This is a genomic window from Streptomyces sp. NBC_00299 (assembly GCF_036173045.1).
GTDB classification, from domain to species: Bacteria; Actinomycetota; Actinomycetes; order Streptomycetales; family Streptomycetaceae; genus Streptomyces; species Streptomyces machairae.
The window spans coordinates 7,514,086-7,536,965 of sequence record NZ_CP108039.1 but is presented as its reverse complement, the minus strand read 5'-3'; the positions used below and the strand labels follow the sequence as shown (position 1 = coordinate 7,536,965).

20 protein-coding genes are annotated in these 22,880 nt (G+C 71.3%); 12 read left to right on the top strand and 8 right to left on the bottom strand.

Annotated features, from left to right (window positions below):
- Positions 1 to 81: 81 nt before the first annotated feature.
- The 3 genes from OHT51_RS33635 to OHT51_RS33625 all read right to left on the bottom strand — a co-directional run bounded on the left by OHT51_RS33635 (position 82) and on the right by OHT51_RS33625 (position 3,737).
- Complete coding sequence (locus OHT51_RS33635) at positions 82 to 2,319, bottom strand: molybdopterin oxidoreductase family protein (protein WP_328882673.1); 2,238 nt, start codon at positions 2,317 to 2,319, stop codon at positions 82 to 84.
- 168 nt (positions 2,320 to 2,487) lie between these two features.
- Complete coding sequence (locus OHT51_RS33630; RefSeq protein ID WP_328882672.1) at positions 2,488 to 3,102, bottom strand: TetR/AcrR family transcriptional regulator; 615 nt, start codon at positions 3,100 to 3,102, stop codon at positions 2,488 to 2,490.
- Positions 3,099 to 3,737 (bottom strand): hypothetical protein, encoded by a 639-nt coding sequence (locus OHT51_RS33625; RefSeq protein WP_328882671.1) that lies wholly within the window; start codon positions 3,735 to 3,737, stop codon positions 3,099 to 3,101. The genes OHT51_RS33630 and OHT51_RS33625 overlap by 4 nt, the downstream gene beginning before the upstream one ends.
- A gap of 160 nt (positions 3,738 to 3,897) precedes the next feature.
- On the opposite strand from OHT51_RS33625, the gene hmgA reads away from it, so the two are divergent.
- The 3 genes from hmgA to OHT51_RS33610 are packed head-to-tail and all read left to right on the top strand — an operon-like array spanning position 3,898 to position 7,160.
- Positions 3,898 to 5,214, top strand: a complete 1,317-nt coding sequence (hmgA, locus tag OHT51_RS33620; protein ID WP_328882670.1) for a homogentisate 1,2-dioxygenase — start codon at positions 3,898 to 3,900, stop codon at positions 5,212 to 5,214.
- Positions 5,215 to 5,241: 27 nt separating this feature from the next.
- Complete coding sequence (locus OHT51_RS33615) at positions 5,242 to 5,991, top strand: GntR family transcriptional regulator (protein WP_328882669.1); 750 nt, start codon at positions 5,242 to 5,244, stop codon at positions 5,989 to 5,991.
- Positions 5,992 to 6,017: 26 nt separating this feature from the next.
- Positions 6,018 to 7,160, top strand: coding sequence for a type ISP restriction/modification enzyme (locus tag OHT51_RS33610; protein WP_328882668.1), 1,143 nt, complete (start codon positions 6,018 to 6,020; stop codon positions 7,158 to 7,160).
- Here the strand turns inward: OHT51_RS33610 and OHT51_RS33605 are convergent.
- Positions 7,157 to 7,873, bottom strand: a complete 717-nt coding sequence (locus OHT51_RS33605; RefSeq protein ID WP_328882667.1) for a TetR/AcrR family transcriptional regulator — start codon at positions 7,871 to 7,873, stop codon at positions 7,157 to 7,159. The genes OHT51_RS33610 and OHT51_RS33605 overlap by 4 nt on opposite strands.
- A 63-nt stretch (positions 7,874 to 7,936) precedes the next feature.
- Here OHT51_RS33605 and OHT51_RS33600 point away from each other — a divergent pair, with 63 nt between their 5' ends.
- Together OHT51_RS33600 and OHT51_RS33595 are read left to right on the top strand one after the other, a co-directional pair.
- Positions 7,937 to 8,917: an ATP-binding cassette domain-containing protein gene (locus OHT51_RS33600; RefSeq protein WP_328882666.1), complete on the top strand. Its 981-nt coding sequence runs from the start codon at positions 7,937 to 7,939 to the stop codon at positions 8,915 to 8,917.
- On the top strand, positions 8,914 to 9,696 hold the full coding sequence (locus OHT51_RS33595; protein ID WP_328882665.1) for an ABC transporter permease: 783 nt from the start codon (positions 8,914 to 8,916) through the stop codon (positions 9,694 to 9,696). Before OHT51_RS33600 ends, OHT51_RS33595 begins: the two co-directional genes overlap by 4 nt.
- Positions 9,697 to 9,997: 301 nt before the next feature.
- Here the strand turns inward: OHT51_RS33595 and OHT51_RS33590 are convergent, their stop codons facing one another.
- From OHT51_RS33590 to OHT51_RS33580, 3 genes are all read right to left on the bottom strand, one after another.
- The gene (locus tag OHT51_RS33590; RefSeq protein ID WP_328882664.1) at positions 9,998 to 10,267 is read right to left on the bottom strand and encodes a hypothetical protein; all 270 of its coding nucleotides are present in this window, start codon (positions 10,265 to 10,267) and stop codon (positions 9,998 to 10,000) included.
- A gap of 126 nt (positions 10,268 to 10,393) precedes the next feature.
- Positions 10,394 to 11,224 carry an anti-sigma factor gene (locus tag OHT51_RS33585; protein ID WP_328882663.1) on the bottom strand — a complete coding sequence of 277 codons (831 nt, stop codon included), beginning with the start codon at positions 11,222 to 11,224 and terminating at the stop codon, positions 10,394 to 10,396.
- Positions 11,221 to 11,763, bottom strand: a complete 543-nt coding sequence (locus tag OHT51_RS33580; RefSeq protein ID WP_190073442.1) for a sigma-70 family RNA polymerase sigma factor — start codon at positions 11,761 to 11,763, stop codon at positions 11,221 to 11,223. The genes OHT51_RS33585 and OHT51_RS33580 overlap by 4 nt, the downstream gene beginning before the upstream one ends.
- A 209-nt stretch (positions 11,764 to 11,972) precedes the next feature.
- On the opposite strand from OHT51_RS33580, the gene OHT51_RS33575 reads away from it, so the two are divergent.
- The 4 genes from OHT51_RS33575 to OHT51_RS33560 all read left to right on the top strand — a co-directional run bounded on the left by OHT51_RS33575 (position 11,973) and on the right by OHT51_RS33560 (position 18,582).
- Positions 11,973 to 13,508, top strand: coding sequence for a DUF4331 domain-containing protein (locus OHT51_RS33575; RefSeq protein ID WP_328882662.1), 1,536 nt, complete (start codon positions 11,973 to 11,975; stop codon positions 13,506 to 13,508).
- A 113-nt stretch (positions 13,509 to 13,621) separates the two neighbouring features.
- The gene (locus OHT51_RS33570; protein WP_328882661.1) at positions 13,622 to 15,142 is read left to right on the top strand and encodes a tetratricopeptide repeat protein; all 1,521 of its coding nucleotides are present in this window, start codon (positions 13,622 to 13,624) and stop codon (positions 15,140 to 15,142) included.
- Positions 15,139 to 16,893, top strand: coding sequence for a HoxN/HupN/NixA family nickel/cobalt transporter (locus OHT51_RS33565; protein ID WP_328882660.1), 1,755 nt, complete (start codon positions 15,139 to 15,141; stop codon positions 16,891 to 16,893). The genes OHT51_RS33570 and OHT51_RS33565 overlap by 4 nt, the downstream gene beginning before the upstream one ends.
- Positions 16,894 to 16,956: 63 nt before the next feature.
- A complete protein-coding gene (locus tag OHT51_RS33560) occupies positions 16,957 to 18,582 on the top strand; it encodes a serine/threonine-protein kinase (RefSeq protein ID WP_328882659.1) in 1,626 nt (541 codons plus the stop codon).
- Between the two features lies 1 nt (position 18,583).
- Here OHT51_RS33560 and OHT51_RS33555 read toward each other — a convergent pair whose 3' ends face one another.
- A complete protein-coding gene (locus OHT51_RS33555) occupies positions 18,584 to 19,393 on the bottom strand; it encodes an SGNH/GDSL hydrolase family protein (protein ID WP_328882658.1) in 810 nt (269 codons plus the stop codon).
- A 314-nt stretch (positions 19,394 to 19,707) separates the two neighbouring features.
- Between OHT51_RS33555 and OHT51_RS33550 the strand changes: the two genes are divergently transcribed.
- The 3 genes from OHT51_RS33550 (at position 19,708) to OHT51_RS33540 (ending at position 22,574) form a co-directional block, all read left to right on the top strand.
- The gene (locus OHT51_RS33550; RefSeq protein WP_328882657.1) at positions 19,708 to 20,916 is read left to right on the top strand and encodes a S8 family peptidase; all 1,209 of its coding nucleotides are present in this window, start codon (positions 19,708 to 19,710) and stop codon (positions 20,914 to 20,916) included.
- Positions 20,917 to 21,049: 133 nt separating this feature from the next.
- Positions 21,050 to 21,475, top strand: coding sequence for a hypothetical protein (locus OHT51_RS33545; protein ID WP_328882656.1), 426 nt, complete (start codon positions 21,050 to 21,052; stop codon positions 21,473 to 21,475).
- 1 nt (position 21,476) lies between these two features.
- Positions 21,477 to 22,574, top strand: a complete 1,098-nt coding sequence (locus OHT51_RS33540; RefSeq protein ID WP_328882655.1) for a GNAT family N-acetyltransferase — start codon at positions 21,477 to 21,479, stop codon at positions 22,572 to 22,574.
- Positions 22,575 to 22,880: the final 306 nt, after the last annotated feature.

Here is a 22,880-nt window from a genome sequence, read left to right as displayed (position 1 = left end):
TTAGGTCCCGTCAAGCGGCGTTAACAAGACGTTGACATGCGAGCAATAAGCGCAAAACTGCTGGTCACAGCTTTGCACTGCTCACAGCGCTGATCCCGTGGCGAGTTTTACGGGTACGCCGTTGAGGACCGCGTTGCCCGAGAGCGGGTCGAGCAGGCTGCCGTCGAGGAGCTGGTTGACGTTGACGCCGGGGTCCTTCAGCGCATGGTTCAGCCGGGTGCCGGGGCGGCTGTGGCCCCAGCCGTGCGGCAGGCTGACGACTCCGGGGCGGACCGCGTCGGTGACCTCGGCCTCCGTGACCACCTCCCCGCCGGCGCCCTTCACGCGCACGGGCGCCCCGTCCCGCAGTCCCAGCCGCTCGGCGTCCTCGGGGTGGATGTGCAGGGTGCAGCGGTTGGTGCCGCCCGTGAGGGCGGGCACGTTGTGCATCCAGCTGTTGTTGGAGCGCAGATGGCGGCGGCCGACCAGGACGAGCCCGTCGGTGCGCTCGCGCAGGGCCGCCCGCAGCCGGGGCAGGTCGTCGGCGATGGGCCGCGGCAGCAGCTCCACCTTGCCGCTGACGGTCTTCAGCGGCTGCGGCAGCCGGGACTTCAGCGGGCCGAGATCGATGCCGTGCGGATGCGCGAGGAGCCTGTCCAGGGTGAGCCCGTCCGGTCGTACGCCGAAGCCGTCGCCGTACGGGCCGAGGCGCAGCATCATGTCGAGGCGCCGCTCGGGGCCGTTCACGCCGGTGAGTTGCGCGGCGAGTTCCTTCGGGTCGCGGCCGTGGACCGGGGAGTGCGGCTCCTTGACCGCCCTGCCGAGGGTCTGGTCGATGACCAGCGTGTCGACCGCGGCCGGGTCGGCGCCGTGCATGCCGGTCGCGGCCAGGACCAGCCGGGCCAGGATCTCGGACTCGGCCATCCGGCCCGGCTCCAGTGGGACCGCGGGGCGGGTGTAGCGGACCTGGTTGCGCACCGCGAGGGTGTTGAAGGCGAAGTCGTGGTGCGGGCTCTGTGAGGGCGGGGGCGGCGGCAGCACGACGTGGGCGTGGCGCGAGGTCTCGTTGAGGTACGGGTCGACGCTGACCATGAAGTCGAGCGAGTCGAGGGCCTTGTCGAGGCGGTCGCCGTCGGGGGCCGACAGGACCGGGTTGGCGGCGACCGCGATGAGGGCCCGGACCGGCTCGCCCTCGTCGGTGGCCGTGTCGATCTCCTCGGCGAGCGCGGACAGCGGCAACTCCCCCTTGGCCTCGGGGTGTCGGCTCACTCGCGACTGCCAGCGCCCGAGCGCGAAGCCGTGGCCGGGTCCCGCGGGGCGGGGCGTCTTGTCGGTGGCCGCCTGCGGGAAGAGGGCGCCGCCGGGGCGGTCGAGGTTGCCGGTGAGGATGTTCAGGACGTCGACGAGCCAGCTGGCCAGGGTGCCGTGCGGGACGGTGCAGCTGCCGATGCGGCCGTAGACGGCGGCGGTGGGGGCGGCGGCCAGCTCGCGGGCGAGGGCGCGGATCGTGCCGGCGTCCACGTCACAGGCGTCCGCCACGGCTTCGGGACTGAAGCCCCGTACGGCGTCGGGGAGTTCGTCGAGCCCCTGGAGGTGCGGCGCCAGCTCACCGGGGGCCACGAGCCCTTCCTCGAAGAGGACGGATGCCATCGCCGCGAGGAGCAGCGCGTCCGTGCCGGGCCGGATCGCGATGTGCCGGTCGGCGAGCTTGGCGGTGCGGGTGCGGCGCGGGTCGATGACGGTGAGGGTGCCGCCGCGGGCCTTGAGCGCCTTCAGCTTGCCCGGGAAGTCGGGGGCGGTGCACAGACTGCCGTTGGACTCCAGCGGGTTGGCGCCGATGAGGAGCAGATGGTCGGTGTGATCCAGGTCCGGCACGGGGATCGCGAGGGCGTCGCCGTAGAGCAGGCCGCTGGAGACGTGCTTGGGCATCTGGTCGACCGTGGAGGCGGTGAAGATGCTGCGGGTGCGCAGGCCGGCGAGCAGGACCGGCGGGTAGAGCGCGCCGGCCACGGTGTGCACGTTGGGGTTGCCGAGCACCACGCCCACCGAGTTCGGCCCGTACCGCTCGACGACCCCCCGGACGCCGGCGGCGACCGCGTCGAAGGCCTCCTCCCAGGTGGCCTCGCACAGCTCGCCGTCCTTGCGCACGAGCGGGGTGCGCAGCCGGTCGGGGTCACCGTCGACGGCCCCGAAGGAGGCGCCCTTGGGGCAGATGAACCCCTGGCTGAACACGTCGTCGCGGTCACCACGGGCGCCGGTGACCTCGGTCCCCTCGATGGTGAGCGTCAGGCCGCAGGTGGCCTCGCACAGGGGGCAGATGCGCAGTGCGGTGCGGGACACGGGTCCTCCCGGGGGTGGCGACGGCGGTGACGCACGGGTGAGGCCGAGCATACCGACCGGTATGCACGGAGGGGAGTCCTCGCGAGGGGTGAGGTCAGAAATTCGCGAGTCGGAAATTCGCGAGCCGTCAGCCGGGCGGAGCATCAGCGCGGCACCCGGGCAGGGCCGTCAGTCCAGCACCCGCGCCAGATACGCCCGCAGCATCTCGCGCGCCTCCTCGATGATCCGTTCGTCGCCCTCCGGGGCCACCCGGAACGCGAGGTGGACCAGGGTGTCGGCGGTTTCGACGGCGATGAGGAAGATGCGGCGGAGGTCCTCGTCGGGTTCGCGACCGAGGTAGCCGGCGAGCAGGTCGGTGAGGGCGTCGGCGACGCGGTGGTTGGGCTCGCCGCGGGTTCCGACGGGGATCTGGTTGCCGAAATCGACGAGGGAGAAGCCGGGGGCGGTGCGCTTCATGGCGATGTACTCGTCGAGCACGGCGTCCATCGCCGCACGCCAGCCGCCGTCGCCGGCCTCCTTGAGGCGCTCGGTGACACGGGCGGCGTACCGCTCCAGATTGCGCTGCGCCAGGGCGTCGGCCATCTGGCGTTTGTTGCCGAAGAACCGGTAGACCGAGCCGATGGGCACGCCGGCGCGCTGGGCGACGGCCCGGGTGCTCAGGTCGTCGTAGCCGACCTCGTCGAGGAGGTCGGCGCAGGCGTCCAGGATCCTGGTGAGCCGTTCGGCGCTGCGCCGCTGCACAGGCGCCCGGCGAAGCGTGTCTGGGTGGGGCACGGTCTTCATGATGCCTTTCCGCCTCGGTCCGGTGAACCTCGGCCCCCTGTACGGAAGCGGGTACCCGGCGTGCTCAGTGCCGCAGCGGACGCTGTCGACGTGGGCTCCGGCGTCACGGTCGCCTCCGCCCCCGATGCCGTGATGTCGGCCGTGCTCTCGACGGGGTCGCAGCCCACGGCCCACACCGTGCCGTCGTCCGCGTACAGCCGGACGGCGACCTGATGCGTGCCGCGTGGCACGAGTTCCGCCGGGAGACGGTGGTCGGGGCTGCGCAGCCCGGCGACCAGGCGGTCGTCCACGTAGAGGTACGCGAGCCCGCGCCCGGCGACCGCCCGCGCCGGCGCACCTGCGGGCGAGAAGCGGAAGTTGCGGACCGTCAGCCGTACGTCCCAGCCCCGGTCGCCGCCGTCCGGGTCCGGCTGCACCTCGATGCCGACCTCGGGGGCGTCGCCCTCGTCCACCGCGCGATAGTGCCGCCCCTGCTCGTCGGTGTCGTCGGTGTCGTCGAGGACCTTGCCCACCGGGGAGGGCGAGACCGCGTTCGCACCCTGATGCCGCGCATCACCGGAGCCGCAGCCCGCGGATCCGGTCAGCAGCAGGACACAGACCGCGAGCGCGGCGAGCAGGGTCCGCGTCCACGACATGCCCGGGAGACTAGAACACCGGTCCGACAGCCGGATCCCCCTGGAGTCGGGTTCCCGTCCGTTTCTCGTCGTCCCGCAGAGGAGGTCCGGCAGATCACTTGCGCCGATGAAATCGCAATCCTACGGTGAAGCATAGGAATCAGATCTCGAGGGAGCGATCATGAGCGGGGACGTACGGAAGACCGCCGAAGGGCTCACCTACCTTTCCGGTTTCGGCAACGAGCACAGCTCGGAGGCGGTGCCCGGCGCCCTTCCCGAGGGCCGGAACTCCCCCCAGCGCGCCCCGCTGGGGCTGTACGCGGAGCAGCTGAGCGGTACGGCGTTCACCGAGCCGCGGGCCCACAACCGCCGCTCCTGGCTGTACCGCATCCGCCCGTCGGCCGCCCACCCGGCGTTCACCCGCACCGACAACGGCGCGATCCGGACGGCGCCCTTCACCCAGTCCGAGCCGGACCCGAACCGGCTGCGCTGGAACCCGCTGCCCGAGCCCGCTCCCGGAACCGACTTCCTGGCCGGCCTGTGGACCCTGGGCGGCAACGGCGACGCCACCCAGCGCACCGGCATGGCCGTGCACCTGTACCACGCCACCTCCTCGATGGACCGTGTCTTCAGCGACGCCGACGGCGAGCTGCTGATCGTGCCGGAGCAGGGCGGGCTGCTGCTGCGCACGGAGTTCGGGCTGCTGCATGTGGAGCCGGGACATGTTGCGCTGATTCCGCGTGGGGTGCGCTTCCGTGTGGAGCTACTGGATGACTCCGCCCGCGGTTATGTGTGCGAGAACTACGGTGCCCCCTTCCACCTCCCCGACCTCGGCCCGATCGGCGCCAACGGCCTCGCGAACGCACGGGACTTCAAGGCGCCGGTGGCTGCGTACGAGGATGTCGAGGGCCCGGTGGAGGTGGTGAACAAGTTCTGCGGCAACCTCTGGACGGCCACCTACGACCACTCCCCGCTCGACGTGGTCGCCTGGCACGGCAACCACGTGCCGTACATCTATGACCTGCGCCGTTTCAATGTGATCGGCACCATCTCCTACGACCACCCCGACCCGTCGATCTTCACCGTGCTGACGTCCCCGTCGGACACACCGGGCCTCGCGGGTGTCGACTTCGTCGTGTTCGCCCCGCGCTGGCTGGTGGGCGAGGACACCTTCCGGCCGCCGTACTTCCACCGGAACGTGATGAGCGAGTACATGGGCCTCATCGAGGGCGCCTACGACGCGAAGGCGGAGGGCTTCGTACCCGGGGGCGGGTCGCTGCACAACATGATGTCGGCGCACGGCCCGGACCGGGAGACCTTCGACCGGGCGAGCGCGGCCGAGCTGAAACCGCAGAAGATCGACGACGGTCTGGCGTTCATGTTCGAGACGCGCTGGCCGGTCACCCTGACCCCGCACGCGGCCGGCGCCGAGCACCTGCAGAAGCGCTACGACGACGTCTGGCACGGCATGGAGCGGCACTTCCGCCCCTTGCAGTAAAGATCCCCGACCGGTACGGATGGCCCCGTGACCTCCTTCGCCCCGGACTCCATCGTCCTGAACCGCAAACTGCCGCTCTGGTACCAGGTGTCGCAGTCACTGCGCGCCTCGATACTGGGCCGCCGGCCGCAGGACCCGCTGCGCCTGCCCACCGAGGAGCAGTTGGCGGAGCACTACGGCGTGAGCGTGCTGACCATGCGCCAAGCGCTGAAGGAGCTGGAGGACGAGGGCCTGATCACGCGCCACCGCAGACGCGGCACCTTCATCGAGCCGGACGCCCTCCCGGGCGCCCCCGTGCGGCTGCTCGGCTCGGTGGACGCGATCGTGGCCCAGCAGTCCGGCATGGTCACGGAACTGCTGGAGCACGGCACGGCACCCGTGCCCGCCGAAGTCGCCGAGTTCTTCCCGGATCTCGACGAGGTGGCGACGTATCACCGTCTGCGCAGTGAGGAGAAGTCGGGCGAGCCGACCAACCACGCCCGCAACTACGTCCGCCCCGAACTCGCCGCGCGCATCGACCCGGACGACCTCGTCCGCTGGCCGATGACCAAGGTGCTGCGGGACGTGGTCGGGGCGGACATCAGCCGCATCACGGACACGGTGGAGGCGCGCCTCGCCGACCCGGAGACGGCACGGTTGCTGCAAGTCCCGCTGCTGAGCCCGATCCTGCACTACACGGGCGTGACGTACGACGCGCAGGGCCGGGTCCTGGACGCGGCGGTCATCCACTACCGCGGTGACCGCTTCTCCTTCACCGTGACCCTGGATGCCACCTGACCCATGTGTCGAAGCCAGGTCGTACGATGCCCAGCGTGACGCACGACGACGCTCCGCTGCTGGCGGACCTCATGCCGTGGTCCGTCGCACCGCCGCGGCTCGGCCGGGGGTGGCCGACGAGTCCCGACGCGGCGTCCCTGAAGGCCCGCTGGGACGCCTTCGTGAAGGCCGAGGGCCCGGACCGGGACACCCTGCTGGAGCCGACGCGCTCCCGCACCCTGCACTCGGCGGTCGGCCAACTACCGGGCCGGTCCACCGGCACGGAGAAACTGATCCGCGCCTCGGGCCCCTGTCCGGAGCCGGTACGGGTCCTGCACGCCCCGTTCGACGAGCAGTGGCTGATCCCCGACCACCGTCTGATCGACGTGGCCCGCCCCGAGCTGTGGCGGGTGGCGGACGAGCGCCAGGTCTTCGTCCTGGAGACCCCCGACTCCCCGCTGCTGGCGACCTCCCTGCTGCCGCTGCTCCGCCCGGGCCGCGTCCGCCCGCTGTACCGCCGCCCCGGCGGCACGGAACCCAACCTGGCCCCGGGCCTGCTGCCGCACCTCGCCTCCCGGCTGGGCCACTCCCCCGCACCGGCGGACGTCCTCGCCTGGATCCTGGCCGCCGCCCGCCCCGACCTCACCGTCCCGCTCCCGCAGGACCCCGAACTCTGGGCGCGAGGCGTCGAGTCGGGCCACCGCATGCTCTGGCTGATGCTCCGCCACGGCGACCGCCCGAAGCTCCCCGGCGGCCGTCGCCCCTACGTTCGAGCCCCGCTCCCGGCCCGCCCGCTGACCCTGCACTACGACCGCGACGAGGAGGCCCTCCACCTCGACGAGGGCCGCATCTCCCCCGTACCGCCGGAGGCCTGGGACTTCGAGACGGCCGGCGCGAGGGTTCTGGAGCAGTGGTTCACAGCCCGGGTCGCGGAGCCCGAGCCCGGCACGCTGGCGGCGATCCGCCCGACGACCTGGCCGCAGGCGTGGACGTCGGAGCTGCTGGAACTGATCACGGTCCTGGCCCTGCTGGCGGAACTCCGGCCGCTCCAAGAGGAGTTGACCTCCACCATCACCGCGACCGACCTCCACGAGGCCGGAGTCCTGCCGGTGCCGGGGGCGGCGCGCAGGCCGGCGTCGGTGCTGGACGGGCTTGAGGAGGGCCCGGAGGGACAACTCGCGCTGATTTAACGCGGGTCGGGGTCGAAGGCGTCCAGCACCCGTTCGAGCGCCCGCGCGAACACCGCCTCCAGATCGATCGGCCCGCTGTCCGCCATGAAGGCCGCGGCCAGCCGCGGATAGGCGCCGGTGGCGACCTGGCTGCCGAGGTAAGCGATGCGGACCGCGTTCTCCTCCTCCTCGGACCAGGGCATGGCACGGGTGCGCTCGGCGGTGGCGATCTCGTTCGCGGTGTACGTCGTCACCACGCCGTTGAGCAACGCGACCAGCTCCATCTTCACGCTGTACGGAACGTCGAGCGGTTCGAGACAGGCCAGGCAGTGCTCCAGGTAGCGCAGGGTGTTGGGGCTGAAGCCGTACACCCCTGACATCAGCCGGGGCACCCAGGTGTGGCGGCGCATGATGGCCCGGGTCTCCTGCGCGTTGCGGATCATGTCGGCACGCCAGTCACCCGAGGGCTCCTGGATGTCGTGCTCGGCACCGATCGCGTCGATCATCAGCTCGTACAGGTCCTCCTTGCGGGGGACGTAGTTGTAGAGCGACATCGTCCCGCAGCCCAGCTCGGCCGCGACATGCCGCATGGACACGGCATCCAGCCCGCCGGTGTCGGCGATCCGCACCGCCGCAGCCGCGATGTCCGCCCGCGTGAACGCGGGCCTGGGGCCCCGCCCGGTCCGCTCGGGACGCGCCCAGATCACTTGGGGTTCGGCCGCCTTGCCCGCCATCGATCATCACCTCGGCCTCCATCCTAGTTACGTACAGCGTACGTAGTGAGCTATGGTCGACCCATGACTTCTACGTACGCTGTACTTAGTGAAGGTCTGGAGAAGCGATTCGGCGAGGTCCACGCCCTGCGCGGACTCGATCTGGCCGTCGCGCAGGGCACCGTCTGCGGCCTCCTCGGCCCGAACGGCGCGGGCAAGACGACGGCCATACGGCTCCTCACCACGCTGCTGCGCCCCGACGCCGGGTCGGCCCGCGTCGCCGGGCACGACCTGCTCCGGGACCCGGCGGCCGTCCGCCGCAGCATCGGCGTCACCGGCCAGTACGCCTCGGTCGACGGCGACCTCACCGGCCGCGAGAACCTCCGGCTGTTCGCCCGGCTGCACCGGGTGCGCGGACCGGCCGAGCGGGCCGGTGAGCTCCTGGACCGCTTCGGGCTGACCGAGGCGGCCGACCGGCAGGCATCGACGTACTCGGGCTGGATGCGCCGCCGCCTCGATCTGGCGGCGAGCCTCGTGCGCCGCCCCGACGTGCTGTTCCTGGACGAGCCCACGACCGGTCTCGACCCTGCCAGCCGCAACCGGATCTGGGACGCCGTGCGGGAGCTGACCGCCGACGGCACGACCGTGCTGCTGACCACGCAGTATCTGGAGGAGGCCGATCAACTCGCCGACGAGATCGCGCTGATGGGCAGGGGGCGGGTCGCTCACACGGGTTCACCGGCCCAGTTCAAGGCGGCCATCGGCGCGCACGTGGAGGTCGTCGTCACCGATCCGGACGTCATGGTGAAGGCGGCGGCCGTGCTGGACCAACTGACGGGCGCCGAGCCGTCGTTCGACCACGAGCGGCGAGCCGTCGGCGCGGTCACCCGGGACGCCACGCTCACCCTCCCCCGCCTGGTGCGTGAACTCGACGCGGCGGGTGTGCCGTTGCTCGACGCCCGCATCGAACCACCGACGCTCGACGACGTGTTCCTGCGACTCACCCAGGAATCCCCGGAAGCCCAGGAATCCCAGGAAGCCCGAGAAGAGGAGCGTGCCGCATGAGCACCCTGGCGTACGACGGCGGCGCGATGCTGGGCCGGCAGCTGCGGCGGATCCGCAACAACCCGGGGCTGCTGGTCCTGACCCAGACCATGCCGATCACCATGCTGCTGTTCTTCGGCTACGTCTTCGGCAGCGCGCTGGCGATGCCCGGCGAGGAGTACCGCTCCTTCCTGGTGCCGGGGCTGCTGGTGGCGACCGCCGCGAACGGGATCATGACCGGCATGTTCCAGGCCGCCCAGGACACCCACCGCGGCGTGATGGACCGCTTCCGGACGCTGCCGATGAGCCGGGCCGCCGTGCCGCTGGGACAGGCGGCGGCGGATCTGCTGGTGACGGCCGCCGGAGCGGTGCCGTTCCTGCTGGTCGGGGTCGCGGTGGGCTGGCGGATCGAGGGGTCCGCGCCGGCAGCGGTCGGCGCCGTGGGGCTGTTGCTGCTGTTCCGGTTCGCGACGACGTGGGTCGGGATCTTCCTGGGGCTGCTCACGCGGAACGAGGAGGCTGCCGGTCAGCTCGGCGGGGCGACCTTCATCCTGCCGCTGCTGTCCAACGCGTACATTCCGACCGAGGGTCTGCCGGGCTGGCTGCGCACCCTCGCCGAGTGGAATCCGATCAGCGCGGTGACCATGGCCCTGCGGGACCTCTTCGGCAACGCGCCGGTACCGGACGGTGCCGCCTGGCCGGTCGCCCATCCCGTCGCCGGGTCGCTGGCCTGGTGTGCGGTGCTCATAGCGGTGTTCGCACCGCTCGCGGTACGCCGGTACACGCGCGGGAAGCGGTGACGTCCGGCGACCGAATGACGCGACGACCGTGTCGGCGGCCCGGTGGGTCGCCGACACGGTCGTCGGCTCGTGCAAGGTGACCCGTCAACGTCCGTACGTGACCGAGGTGTTACGCGCGAAGGACGTGGGCCGGGGAGCGGGGTGGGTGGATTTCAGGGTTTGGGCCCGCGCCGAGGCAGCGCTCCGAGGTGCCGCTGCGTGCCGTTGGGGATGACGGCGACGACAGCGCGGCGTGACGCCGGGTCGGAGCGGGTTGTCGAGCGCGGGCCTTGCGAGGTCGTCAGGGGAACGCCGGTGTGAGTCAGCGTCCGCCGAACAGCGAACGACGCAGTCGACGCAGCGGGGCGAAGAGCGAGACGCGGCGGACTCGCGCACCCCGGTCGCTGCGCGCGTGCGTGGTGTCACGACTGGTCAGCTCACGCATCAGCGAGGTCGCTTCGGCCGCCTCCGTCTGCGGCACGGCGGGACCCGCCAGCACCGAGAGATGGCGGTCGAGGCGCGAACTGGTCGCGCTGCTCCCGCAGGTGATCGCAGGGACCCTGGCCCTGCTGCGCACTGTTATCTGATCCATGTCACTCCCCACCCGTACGAGTCCACCCGGCCCGGGCAGGTTAACCCTATCGCCCCGGCGGGGCACTCGTGTATCGCGGTCACAGGATTCACCTTCCCCGTAAGGGTGTTGACGACTCGCCGTTGATTACTCTCCGAATCCGACCGATTTCAGGGCGAGTTGGACAACGGGCCGGCTGGTGGGTTGCGGGGACCCTCCGTCCGGCTCCACGGTCACAGCCAGTGACGTCGCCGACTTGTCGAGACCGGACGCCAGCAAGGGCGTGTCGCCGTCGAAGAGCCCGAGGGAGCGCGGTTGCACATCGGGGCGCATCTCCCAGAGCTGGTGCACCCGGCCGCTCGGCAGATCGCCGTAGCCGCTCAGAGTGACGATCGCGCTCCCCGCCGATGCGGAGGCGACCACTCCGATCGTTCGCCCCTCAGCGTCCTCGCCGGCGGTCGCCCGGGCGTCGGGCGCGGCCAGAACGTTAGCGATCTCACTTGCGTGCGCACGCTGGGCGTCCAGCTCGTCCTGCGTCCTGGTCGCCTGGACGGCGAAGAGGGACGCGACGACGAGGGCTGCGGCGGCCGTGAGGGTGGCGAACGGCGCCAGCAAAGGGCGCGTCCTGGTCGCACGGGTGCGCGGCGGCGGCTGGTTCCCCCACACATGCGGCGGCAGCTGGGTGGCACGCGCGTGTGCCGGCTCCCGGCCGACGGCCTGCCCGGCGGACTCCTGCGGAGTCGACCGTACGGCGGCCAGGACCCGGTCGCGCATCGCGGCGGGCGGTGCGGCGGCCGTCGACCACGCGAGGCGCACGGCGTCCTCGGACAGGGCGCGCACCTCGGCGGCGCAGACGGCGCAGTTCCTCAGGTGCTTCTCGAAGCGGTACCGCTCGCCGGGTTCCAGGGCGTCGAGGGCGTAGGGGGCGGCGAGGGAGTGCAGGTCCTCGCGCCGGAGCAGTCGGTCGACGAAACTCACGCGACACCTCCCAGGCACTTGCGCAGCTGGGTGAGTCCGTCGCGCATCCGGGTCTTGACCGTGCCGAGCGGCAGGGAGAGCCGCTCGGCCACTTCACGGTATGTGTAGCCGTCGTAGTAGGCGAGGGTGACGGACTGGCGTTGCAGGGCTGTGAGCCGCTCCAGGCAGCGCCGCACCCACTCGCGTTCGAGGCCGGCCTCGACCTCCTCGGCGACATGGTCGAACGCGGGGTGGTTCGCGCGCAGTGCCTCGCGCTGCTCGCGCTCGCCTGCCGCGCGGGCGCTGCGCACCCGGTCCACGGCGCGGCGGTGGGCGAGGGTGAGGATCCACGACAGTGCGCTGCCCCGGCCGGGGTCGAACTTGGCGGCGGACCGCCACAGTTCGAGCAGCACCTCCTGCGCCACCTCCTCCGACTGGGCGGGGTCGCGCACGACGCGCCGTACGAGCCCGAACACCGGTCCGGAGACCAGCCCGTACAGCTCCTCGAACGCCTTCTGGTCCCCGCCCGCCACGAGCACCAGCAGCTCGTCCGCCTCCAACTCGTCTCCCCCTCCAGCCAGACCGCATCTCGGCCGTCTTGTCCCACGAGGTATTCGCAACGAACGCACCTCCGGATGGGGTTACGGATCAACGAACCGAAAACGCGGGTCGCGCAGCCGTGAAATTTGTTTTCGAGATCGACCAATCCGGCCCGCCCCCGGCTCCGAATCCCGGTGCGTCAGGCAAGTTGGCACTGAGGACGGACAGCATGACACCTAATTCCAGGAGCGGTGCGGGACGCAAGGGCCTCGCGACCCTCGTATGCGGTGCGCTGGCCGCCGGGGGGCTCGCAGCCGCCGGCGTGACCGCGCTGGAACCGGGGGCGGCCTCCGCCTCCAGCCACCGCGAGGCCCCGCTCATCTCGGGGACTCCGCAGTACGACAACACGGACGTGTACGCGTTCGTCAGCCCGGACAAGCCGGACACGACGACGATCGTCGCGAACTGGATACCGTTCGAGGAGCCCGCCGGCGGACCGAACTTCTTCACGTTCGCCGAGGACGCCCAGTACGACATCCACATCGACAACAACGGTGACGCGCAGGGCGAGCTGCTGTACCGCTTCACCTTCAAGACGCACGTCAAGAACAAGAAGACGTTCCTGTACAACACGGGTCCGGTCGAGAGTCTGGACGACCCCGACCTCAACATCACGCAGACGTACGACGTCGAGCTGCTGAAGCTGAAGGACCAGCACCTGGTCTCGAAGACGAAGGTCGCCAACGACGTGCCGGTGGCGCCCTCGAACGTCGGCAAGGCGTCGATGCCGGACTACACCAAGCTGCGCGATCAGGCCGTGCACAAGCTCGCGGGCGACGCCTCTTCGTTCGCCGGGCAGGCCGACGACCCGTTCTTCCTGGACCTGCGCGTCTTCGACCTGCTGTACGGCGGGAACCTCTCCGAGGTCGGCAACGACACGCTCAAGGGCTACAACGTCAACTCCATCGCCCTGCAGGTCCCGACGCACATGATCGCCGAGTCTGCGGACCAGCCGATCGTCGGCATCTGGTCGACGACCCAGCGCAAGAACGCGCAGGGCCACTTCGAGCAGGTCTCGCGCCTCGGCAGCCCGCTGGTCAACGAGGTCGTCAACCCCATCAAGGACAAGGACAAGTTCAACGCGTCCTCGCCGTGGGAGGACGCCCAGTTCCTGAAGAACGTCACCAACCCGGAGCTGCCGAAGCTCATCGAGGCGATCTACAAGATCCCGGCGCCCGACGAGCCTCGCAACGACCTCGTCGACGTCTTCCTCAAGGGCGTGAAGGGCCTCAATCAGCCTCCGCACGTCACGCCTTCGGAGATGCTGCGCCTGAACACCTCGATCAAGCCGACCGCCGAACCCAAGCGGCTCGGTGTCCTCGACGGCGACAACGCCGGCTTCCCGAACGGCCGTCGCCTCACCGACGACGTGATCGACGCCTCGCTCCAGGTCGTCGAGGGTGAACTGCTCGGCGCCAAGAACGACCTGGGCGACGCCGTCGACAAGAACGACAAGGACTTCGAGAAGGCCTTCCCGTACGTCGCCCTCCCGACCGAGGGTTCCCGCGGCCCGCTCGCCAAGGGCACGGACGGCGAGACGGACGTCCGCAGCCAGCTCGGCGACGCCCTGCAGCCGGCGGGTGCCTCCGGCGGAACGGACGACATGACCCTGATCGCCGGTTCGGCAGGCGCCGGAGCGCTGGGAATCCTGCTGATCGGCGCGGCCCTGATGTGGTGGCGCCGGATGCGGGACCGCGCGTACTAGGCGCTCCGTACCCCCCAACTGGCGCGGCCCGCGCAGTACTCATCCCCCACGGCGCGGGCCGCGCCGCCGCACGTGACAACGAACGTCGTTGAAAAGCCGATTGAGGAGAGGGCATGGCCCCGCGTACGAACGACAGCGCATCCCAGCCCGTCCGGCGTTTGAGGACGAGGCCGTTCAGGCCGATGGGGGTCCAGGGGGCGCAGCCCCCTGGCGGGGTCGAAGGGGCGGAGTCCCAGGAGGACGGGAAGGGTAAGGGCGGCGCGGGCGAGAACCGCGTGGCCGCACTGCGCCGCGTAGCCGCAGCCGCACGCCGCAGCCGCGCACTCCACCTGACCGGCTGCGCCGCCCTGCTCGCCGTGGCACTCACCGCCGGTTCCATCGCGCTGGGCGCCGCCCGCGACAACACGAGCCAGAGCCTCGCCCCGGCGTCCGCCGCGGTGTCGCCCGGCCTCCTCGCCACCGGCGACCTCGACTCGGGCATCTCCTCCCTCCAGGCCCACCTCCGCGACCAGCCGAAGGACTTCGGCAGCTGGGCCACCCTCGGCCTCGCCTACGTCGAACAGGCCCGCACGAAGGGCGACCCCTCCCGCTACCCGCAGGCAGAGCAGGCCTTCAAGCGCTCACTGGAGCTGGACCCCGACAACGACCAGGCCCTGGCCGGCCGGGCCGCCCTCGCCGCCGCCCGCCACGACTTCGAGGACGCGCTGAAGTACGCCGACCGGGCCCTGAAGATCAACCCCTACAGCGAACGCGCCCTGTGCACCCGCATCGACGCCCTCGTCGAACTCGGCCGCTACACCGACGCCGCCGAGGCGGCCAACACCGCCGACGACCGCCGTCCGGGCGTCCCGGTCTTCACGCGGTACGCGTACGTGCACGAACTGCGCGGCGACGTCACCACGGCCCAGCGCGTGCTGCAGCAGGCGCTCTCCTCGGCAGTGGCCCCCGGCGACATCGCCTTCGTCGCCACCCAGCTCGGCCAACTCACATGGAACCAGGGCGACTACGACACCGCCCTCACCCACTACGCCCGCGCCCTCGCCGCCGACGAGAACTACGTCCCCGCGCTCGAAGGACGGGCCCGCGCACAGTCCGGGCGCGGTGACAGGGCCGGCGCCATCAAGGGACTGAAGGACGTCGTGTCCCGGTACCCGCTCCCGGGCCCGCTCGTCGAACTCGGCGAGCTGTACGAGGCGGAAGGCGACCGGACCGAGGCCGACGACCAGTACGCGCTCGTCGACGCCTGGACCGCCCTCGCCCGCGCCAACGGCGTCAACGCCGACCTCGACACCGCCCTCGCTGCGGCCGACCACGGCGACAAGGCGTCCGCTCTGCGCGCCGCCCGCGCCGAGTGGAACCGCCGCCACACCGTGCACACCGCGGACGCCCTCGCCTGGGCACTGCACGTCAACGGCAAGGACGAGGAAGCCCTGCCCTACGCCCGCAGGGCCACGGCCACCGGCTACCGCAGCGCCGCGTTCCTGTACCACCGCGGGATCATCGAGCACGCCACGGGCAACGTCGAGAACGCCCGCGAGCACCTCCGGGCCGCGCTGAAGCTGAACCCCGGCTTCTCGCCGCTGGGCGCCAAGGAAGCCCGTACGGCCCTCAAGAACCCGGAGGCGGCCAAGTGACCCTCCGTCGTCCGCTCGCCTCCTGCGCCGCCGTCCTCACGGCGGCCTGCGCGCTCGCGCTGTTCTCCGCCCCTCCCGCGAGCGCGCACCCCCTCGGCAACTTCACCGTCAACCGCTACGACGGCCTCGTCGCCGCCCCCGGCGAACTGCGCGTCCATCACGTCGAGGACCTCGCCGAGATCCCGGCGACGCAGGCCAAGCCGGACATCGAGAAAGCGGGCATGTCGGCATGGGCCCGGCAGCGGTGCGAGGACGCCGTGCGGGGCAGCGAGGTCACCGTGGACGGCCGTTCGGTCGGACTCGCGCTGAACGGCAGCCACGCGCGCGTGCGGCCCGGTCAGGCGGGGCTCGACACCCTGCGCGTCGAATGCCGGCTGACGGCGCCGCTCCCCGAGAACGCCGGCGATGCCACGATCGACCTCGGCTTCCGCGGCGCGGGCACGGAATCCGGCCCCGGCTGGCGGGAGGTCACGGCGCGCGGCGACCGTATGACACTCACCGCCTCGGACGTGCCGAAGGAGTCGATCTCCCGCGAACTGACCGCGTATCCGCAGGAGTTGCTCTCCTCCCCGGCCGACACCAAGGCCGCGTCCCTGCGGGTGCGCCCCGGCGGACCGGCCCTCGCCGAGGCGGAGCAGAACGCCCCCGGTGCCTCCGTCCTGCCGCGCGGCGCCGACCGCTGGACGCGCGCCCTGGACGGCCTGGTCTCCCGCCAGGACCTGACCGTCGGCTTCGCCGCCCTCGCCCTACTCCTCGCGATCTTCCTCGGCGCGATGCACGCGCTCGCGCCGGGCCACGGCAAGACCCTGATGGCAGCGGTGGCGGCGGCCCGCGGCGGCCGGGCCCGGATGAAGGACGTCCTGCCGCTGGCCGCCTCGGTGACGGTCACGCACACCCTGGGCGTGGTCGCCCTCGGCCTCCTGGTCACCGCCGGTTCGGCGGCGGCACCCTCGGTCATCACCTGGCTGGGCATCGCGAGCGGCGCCCTGGTGATCGCGGCGGGCGCGACACTCGTACGCCGGGCCTGGCACTTCCGCGGCCACGGCCGCCCCGACACGCACGGGCACGAACACGCGCACGACCATGGCCATGACCTTCCCCACGGGCACGAGCACAACGACCACACCCACCCGCACGACCACACCCACCCGCACGATCACACCGACGGACACGAGCACACCCACGAGGCCGACCACACCCACGAGCGCCAACCGGTCCTGGTCGCCGCCCACGCCCACACCGCTCCAGCGACACCCACCCCCACGCACGGCCACGTCCATGCGCACGCCCCCGCCGGCCACCCCCACCAGCACGGACACGACCACTCCCACACGCACGGGCACCCCCGCACCCGCGGCCTCCTCACCCACACCCACGGCGGCTTCACCCACACCCACTCCACCGCCCCCACCCTCCGCGGCACGATCCTGCTCGGATTCGCCGGCGGCCTCGTGCCCAGCCCCTCCGCGGTGGTGGTGCTCGTCGGCGCGGCGGCGCTCGGGAAGGCCTGGTTCGGGCTGCTGCTCGTCATCGCGTACGGCGCCGGGCTCGCGCTCACCCTCACCGCGGCCGGGTTCGCCGTCGTGAGGCTGGGTACGGGAGTGACGCGGGTGCTGGACAGGCAGCCCCGCTGGATGGCGCACCCCCTGACGGTCTTCGTCCGCAGGACCGCTCCACTGGGATCCGCGGTGCTCGTCGTGCTGATCGGGGCCGGATTGGTTCTCCAGGGGGCGGCATCCGCACTCGGCTGAGCTACTTTTGTGGAGAAATCACGCGGAGTGCAGATTTCGCTCGGATGCGAATGGGGGACGCCCGTGTCCGAAGAACCGGGCAGTGAACGTCTGATCGCGGGCCGCTACCGCCTCCTCTCCCCGCTCGGCGAGGGCGGCATGGGCACCGTGTGGCGGGCCCGCGACGAGCTGCTGCACCGCGAGGTCGCGGTCAAGGAGGTGCGTGCGCCGCACGGGCTGGCGGGCCCGGAGGTCGAGCGGATGTACGCCCGGCTGGAGCGCGAGGCGTGGGCCGCGGCGCGGGTCGCCAACCGCAATGTCGTCACGGTGTACGACGTGGCCACGCAGGACGGCCGGCCCTGGATCGTGATGGAGCTGGTCCGCGGCATCTCGCTGGCCGAGCTGCTGGACGCCGAGGGCCCGCTGAGCCCCCAGCGTGTGGCGCACATCGGCGCCGAGGTGCTGTCCGCACTGCGGGCCGCGCACGAGGCCGGGGTGCTGCACCGGGACGTGAAGCCGGCGAACGTGCTGCTGTCGAACGACGGCCGGGTCGTCCTGACCGACTTCGGTATCGCCATGGTCGAGGGCAGCTCCGCGCTGACGATGACCGGCGAGGTCATCGGCTCCCCCGAGTTCCTCGCCCCGGAGCGGGCGCTGGGCCGCACGCCCGGCCCTGAGTCGGACCTGTGGTCCCTCGGCGTCCTGCTCTACGCGGCTGTGGAGGGCAACTCCCCGTTCCGCCAGACCACCCCGCTCAGCACCCTGCGCGCGATCGTCGACGAGGAGCTGCCCCCGCCCCGCCGGGCCGGACCGCTCGCCCCCGTCATCGAGGGACTGCTGCGCAAGGACCCGGCCGAGCGGCTGCCGGCCGACCGGGCCGAACAGGACCTGCGGGTCATCGGCGCGGGAGGGACGCCGCGCGCGGACGCCGTCCAGGGGGCTCCTTACAGCCCGACCATCGCGGCCCACCGGACTCCGCCGCGGACCGGGCCCACGGCCCCCGTCCCACCGCCCGGACCCACCCGGCCCACGCCGGCCGCCGCTTCCGCCCACGACACCGCTCCCGTCCGCCCCGAGCGGCGCCGCCGCGCCGCCCTCGTGCTGATCGCGGGCATCGCCGCCGTGGCGCTGGCCGTGGCAGGGCTGACGTACGCCCTTCTCAACCGCGGGGACGACGGCGGCGGGGACGCGGGCGGCCAGGAGACCACCACCCAGACGGGCGAGGGGACTTCGCCGACCGAGACGGACGACGAGAACGCGACCGACGGGGGTCAGAGCCCGACGCCCAGTCCGAGCAGCAGTCGTACGACTCCGGCGCCGCAGTCCGTGAAGGTGACGCTGGCGGGCGCCAACACCGAGTACGCCGGGTCCTGTCCGCCGCCGGACGGCCGGGCGCCCGCGTTCACGGCGACGTTCACGGTGGGGCGGCTGCCCGCGCAGGTCAGTTATCGCTGGGTGTCGCAGGACGGCGAGGTCATGGACCAGGGCTGGAAGACCCTGTCCTTCCCGGAGGGCGGGGGGCGGACCAAGCAGGACAGGGCGTTCGTGACGACGTACGACGACAGCGGGACGTTCGAGAACGAGATCAGTGTCGAGGTCCGCGACCCGGTGGAGACGAAGTCCAACTCGGTGCCGTTCTCGGTGACCTGTGAGACGGAGACCCCGACGGACGGGGTCTCGCAGACGCCTACCGGATCGCCCGGCTCCTAGTTCAGGCCGCGGCGTTCAGAACCGGCAGATAACCACCCGACTGGCCCGCGGCCGTCGGGTGGTACGACTCCGGGATGTTGAGCCAGTTCACGGAGTGCATCCATGAACTGCCGGAGCAGAGCTCGTGCCCGGTGAAGGTGGGCCGTACGTCGCCGAACGTGAACCCGTGGTCCAGGGCACGCTTCTCGGTGGCGGCGTTGATGTAGTCGGCGGCGTCATTGAGCGCCCTGCGCTTGGTCTCGGACAGGCCGATGCACCCCGACGCGCCCAGCTTGTAGAAGCGGGGGTAGCCGAGCACGACCACATGGGCGGACGGGGCCTTGGTCCGGATGGCGGTGTACACGTTGTCGAGCCTGCCGGGCAGCGTCGAGTCGACGAACGCCTTCGCGGTGTTGATGCGTGCGACGCAGGCACTGTCACCCTGCAGCACACAGGTCGTCATGATGTCCGCGAAGCCGGCGTCGTTGCCGCCGATGGAGACGGACACGAGTGTGGTGGCGGAGCTGAGCGGGCCGAGCTGACTGGCCGTGACATCACCCGTTTGAGCGCCTGAGCACGCCGTGAAGTCGAACGACGAGGGTGAGTTCGCGGCGGCCCAGAGGTACGGGTACGCCTTCGTGCTGCGCTTGCAGTCGCCGCTGGAGCCGATGTAGCTCCCCGCGCCGAGGCCCGAGGAGTAGGAGTCGCCGAGGGCCACATAGCCGCCTGCGGCGGCGCTGTCTGCTGCCTGCGCCGTCGCAGCCCCGGTGAGGGCGGTGCCGACGGCGAGGAGGAGTGAGGCGACGTATACGGAAAGTCGGGAACGTCTCATGGAACCTCCCTATAGCAGGATCTCTGCTTTAACCGTCGTACCAACTACGCGTGTTGACGGGAAGTGTCCATGCCAAGACTTTCCCGGACATCACGACTTCCACCCTGTGCGTTCGCCATGTGGTGCATTTCGTGTGCATGACAGGATTGTTGACAGGTCGTCAACTCCCTTGTCCGTCGCCTCGGGACCACAGATCCTTTACCTCGGCTTGGGAACGGGAACGCAACGTTCCAGGGCCGTGCGTGCGACAGCGCACGCACCCCCCACATGTGCGCGCACCACCTGCGCACCGCCTTGAGGAGGACTCCCTCGTAATGGCACAACTGCGTAGCAACAAAATCCGGTTCGCCGCGATAACCGGCCTGGCGACCGCCGCCCTCGTCGGCGGGCTCACCTCCCTCCCCGCCCAGGCCGCCCCGGCCGAGGGGAACGTCCTGGCCGCCGGCTCCCCCACGGCGATCAAGGACAGCTACATCGTCACGCTGAAGAAGAGCGCCGGCCTCAAGGCCTCCTCGGCCGCCGGCAAGGACCTGGTGAAGGAGTACGGCGGCTCGGTGCGCAAGACGTTCACCAAGGCGCTGAACGGCTACACCGCCAGCCTCTCCGCGACCGAGGCCAGACAACTCGCCGCCGACCCGGCCGTGGCGTCCGTCGAGCAGAACCAGCGCGTCCAGCTGGCCGACACCACGCAGACCAGCGCCCCTTGGGGCCTGGACCGCATCGACCAGTCCGCGCTTCCGCTCTCCGGCACCTACACCTACCCGGACAGCGCGGGCAGCGGCGTGACGGCGTACGTCATCGACACCGGCGTGCGCATCACCCACCAGCAGATCAGCGGCCGTGCCAGTTACGGCTACGACGCGGTCGACGGCGACACCACCGCCTCCGACGGCAACGGCCACGGCACCCATGTGGCGACCACGATCGCGGGCTCGACCTACGGCGTCGCCAAGAAGGCGAAGATCGTGGCGGTGCGCGTGCTCGACAACGCGGGCTCCGGCACCACCGCCGGCGTCATCGCGGGCATCGACTGGGTGACCAACAACCACTCCGGTCCCTCGGTCGCCAACCTGTCGCTCGGCGGCGGCGCCTCCACCACGCTGGACACGGCCGTGCGCAACTCCATCGCCAGCGGAGTGACCTACGCCGTCGCGGCCGGCAACAGCAACGCCAACGCCTCCTCGTACTCCCCGGCCCGCGTGACGGAGGCGATCACCGTCGGCGCCACCACCAGCTCGGACGCCCGGGCCAGCTACTCCAACTACGGCTCGGTGCTGGACATCTTCGCCCCCGGCTCCTCCATCACGGCCGGCTGGTACACGAGCGACACCGCGACGAACACCATCTCCGGTACGTCGATGGCGACCCCGCACGTCGCGGGCGCGGCGGCGGTCTACCTGGCGAACCACACCTCGGCCACCCCGGCCTCGGTCGCCTCTGCCCTGACGGGCGCCGCCACCACCAACGTGGTCACCGGCCCGGGCACCGGCTCGCCCAACCGGCTGCTGAAGCTCGTCCCGTAACAGCACACCCGTACGACCAGAGGCACCCGTTCCCCGGAGACGCCCACCGTCTCCGGGGAACGTCTTGACGGCCCCCACGGAGCTGAGCGACATTGAAGCCCGGCATCCGGCGCTTCGGGGGGCAAAGTCGCCAATGCAGACCTTAAGTAGCAAGACAGGTGCGTCTCAGGACGCCGAGCGAGAGCGGGCAGGACCGGGGAGGGACCTGACACCGCTGCTCGCGGGCGCCGCGACGGCCGTGGGGGGACTCGGCGCGGTTCTCGCGCTCGTCGGCTCGCAGTCACCGCTGCGCGGCCCGTTCACGCTGTTCTTCCTGCTCGCGGCACCGGCCGTGGCGATCGCCGCGACGCTGCGCGGACTGGAACCCTTCGGCAGGACCGTGGCCGCGGTTGCGGGCGCGGTCGTCGTCAACATGCTGGTGGCCCAGGGCATGCTGGCCGTGCACCGGTGGTCGGTCCGCGGCGGAATCGTGGCCGTGACCGCGATCAGCGCCTTCATTCTCCTGCTGGTTCTGGTGCGGCGGCTGCGCGGCCGTACGACGCGAAGGCGGACTGACTGACGTGGACATCAGCGTGTACCGCCCCGGCGAGCTCAGCTCCGCCGACCGGGCGGCGTGGACATCGATGCAGTCCAAGGCCCATCTTCAGGGGTCGCCCGAGCTGGCCAACCCCTTCCTCGCGCCCGAGTTCGCCCTCGCGGTCGGCCGCTGCCGGCGCGGGGTGCGGATCGCGGTCGTGCGGGAGGGCGGCGAGCCGGCGGCGTTCTTCCCGTTCCAGCGGACGGCGACCGGAGTCGGCCGGGCCATCGGGCTCGGCGTCTCGGACGCGCAGGGGGTGGTGCACCGGCCCGGGTTCACCTGGGACGCCCGGGAGCTGCTGAAGGCGTGCGGGCTCGCCGTATTCGAGTTCGACCACCTGGTGGGGGGCCAGGCGGCGTTCGAGGAGGCGGCGACCGGCACGTTCCCGTCCCCGGTCATGGACATCGACCAGGGGTACGAGGCGTATCTGAGCCAACTGCGCGAGCGGTCACCGAAGTTCACGAAGTCGACGCTGGCCAAGGAGCGCAAGCTGGGCCGGGATCACGACGGCGTGCGCTATGTGCACGACGAGCGCGATCCGGCGGCCCTGCGCACGCTGATGGCCTGGAAGTCCGCGCAGTACCGCAGGACCGGGCGCAGCGACCGGTTCGCGCACGAGTGGATCACCGGGCTGGTGGAGCAGCTGTTCCACACCCGTTCCGAGCCGTTCGCGGGGATCCTGTCGGTGCTGTACGCGGGCGGCAAGCCGATCGCGGCGCACTTCGGGCTGCGCACCGAGAGGGTGCTGGCCTGCTGGTTCCCGGCGTACGACCCGGCGTTCTCGAAGTACTCCCCGGGGCTGGTCCTGCATCTGCGCATGGCCGAGGCGGCCGCCGCCGACGGCATCGCCCATCTCGACCTCGGCCGGGGCCAGAAGGAGTACAAGGACTCCCTGAAGACACGTGAGCTGCAGGTGTCGGAGGGGTGGGTGACCCGGCGTCACCCGGTCGCGTTCGGACACCGGGCACGCCGTGCCCCGGTCCGGGCGCTGCGCAACACCGTGCAGACCCGGCCGGAGCTGTTCGAACCGGCCGACCGGCTGCTGAAGAGCATGGGGAAGATCCGCTCGGGACGTCGGTGACGGTCAAGACAACCCGGATGGTTACGGTCAAACCAACAAAAACGTGAGAGCTCGTTCCAGCTCTTGCCATACAGTCTCAATCATCAATACCGTCGTACATCTCACTCGCATCGGACTGTCACCAAGCGGCTCTAGGGGAGGGCTCAAGACCGCGACGGTCCCGGCGCGAGGCGCGGTAGGGGGGTGCTCGGTGACGGTGTCCGCACTTGTGACCGAGTCGTGCCGCGCGACCGGCTGCCGATTATCGGTGGTCGGCCAGATATGCCAGCTCACCATGCGTGCACGGAGATCCATTCGTCCGTGCCG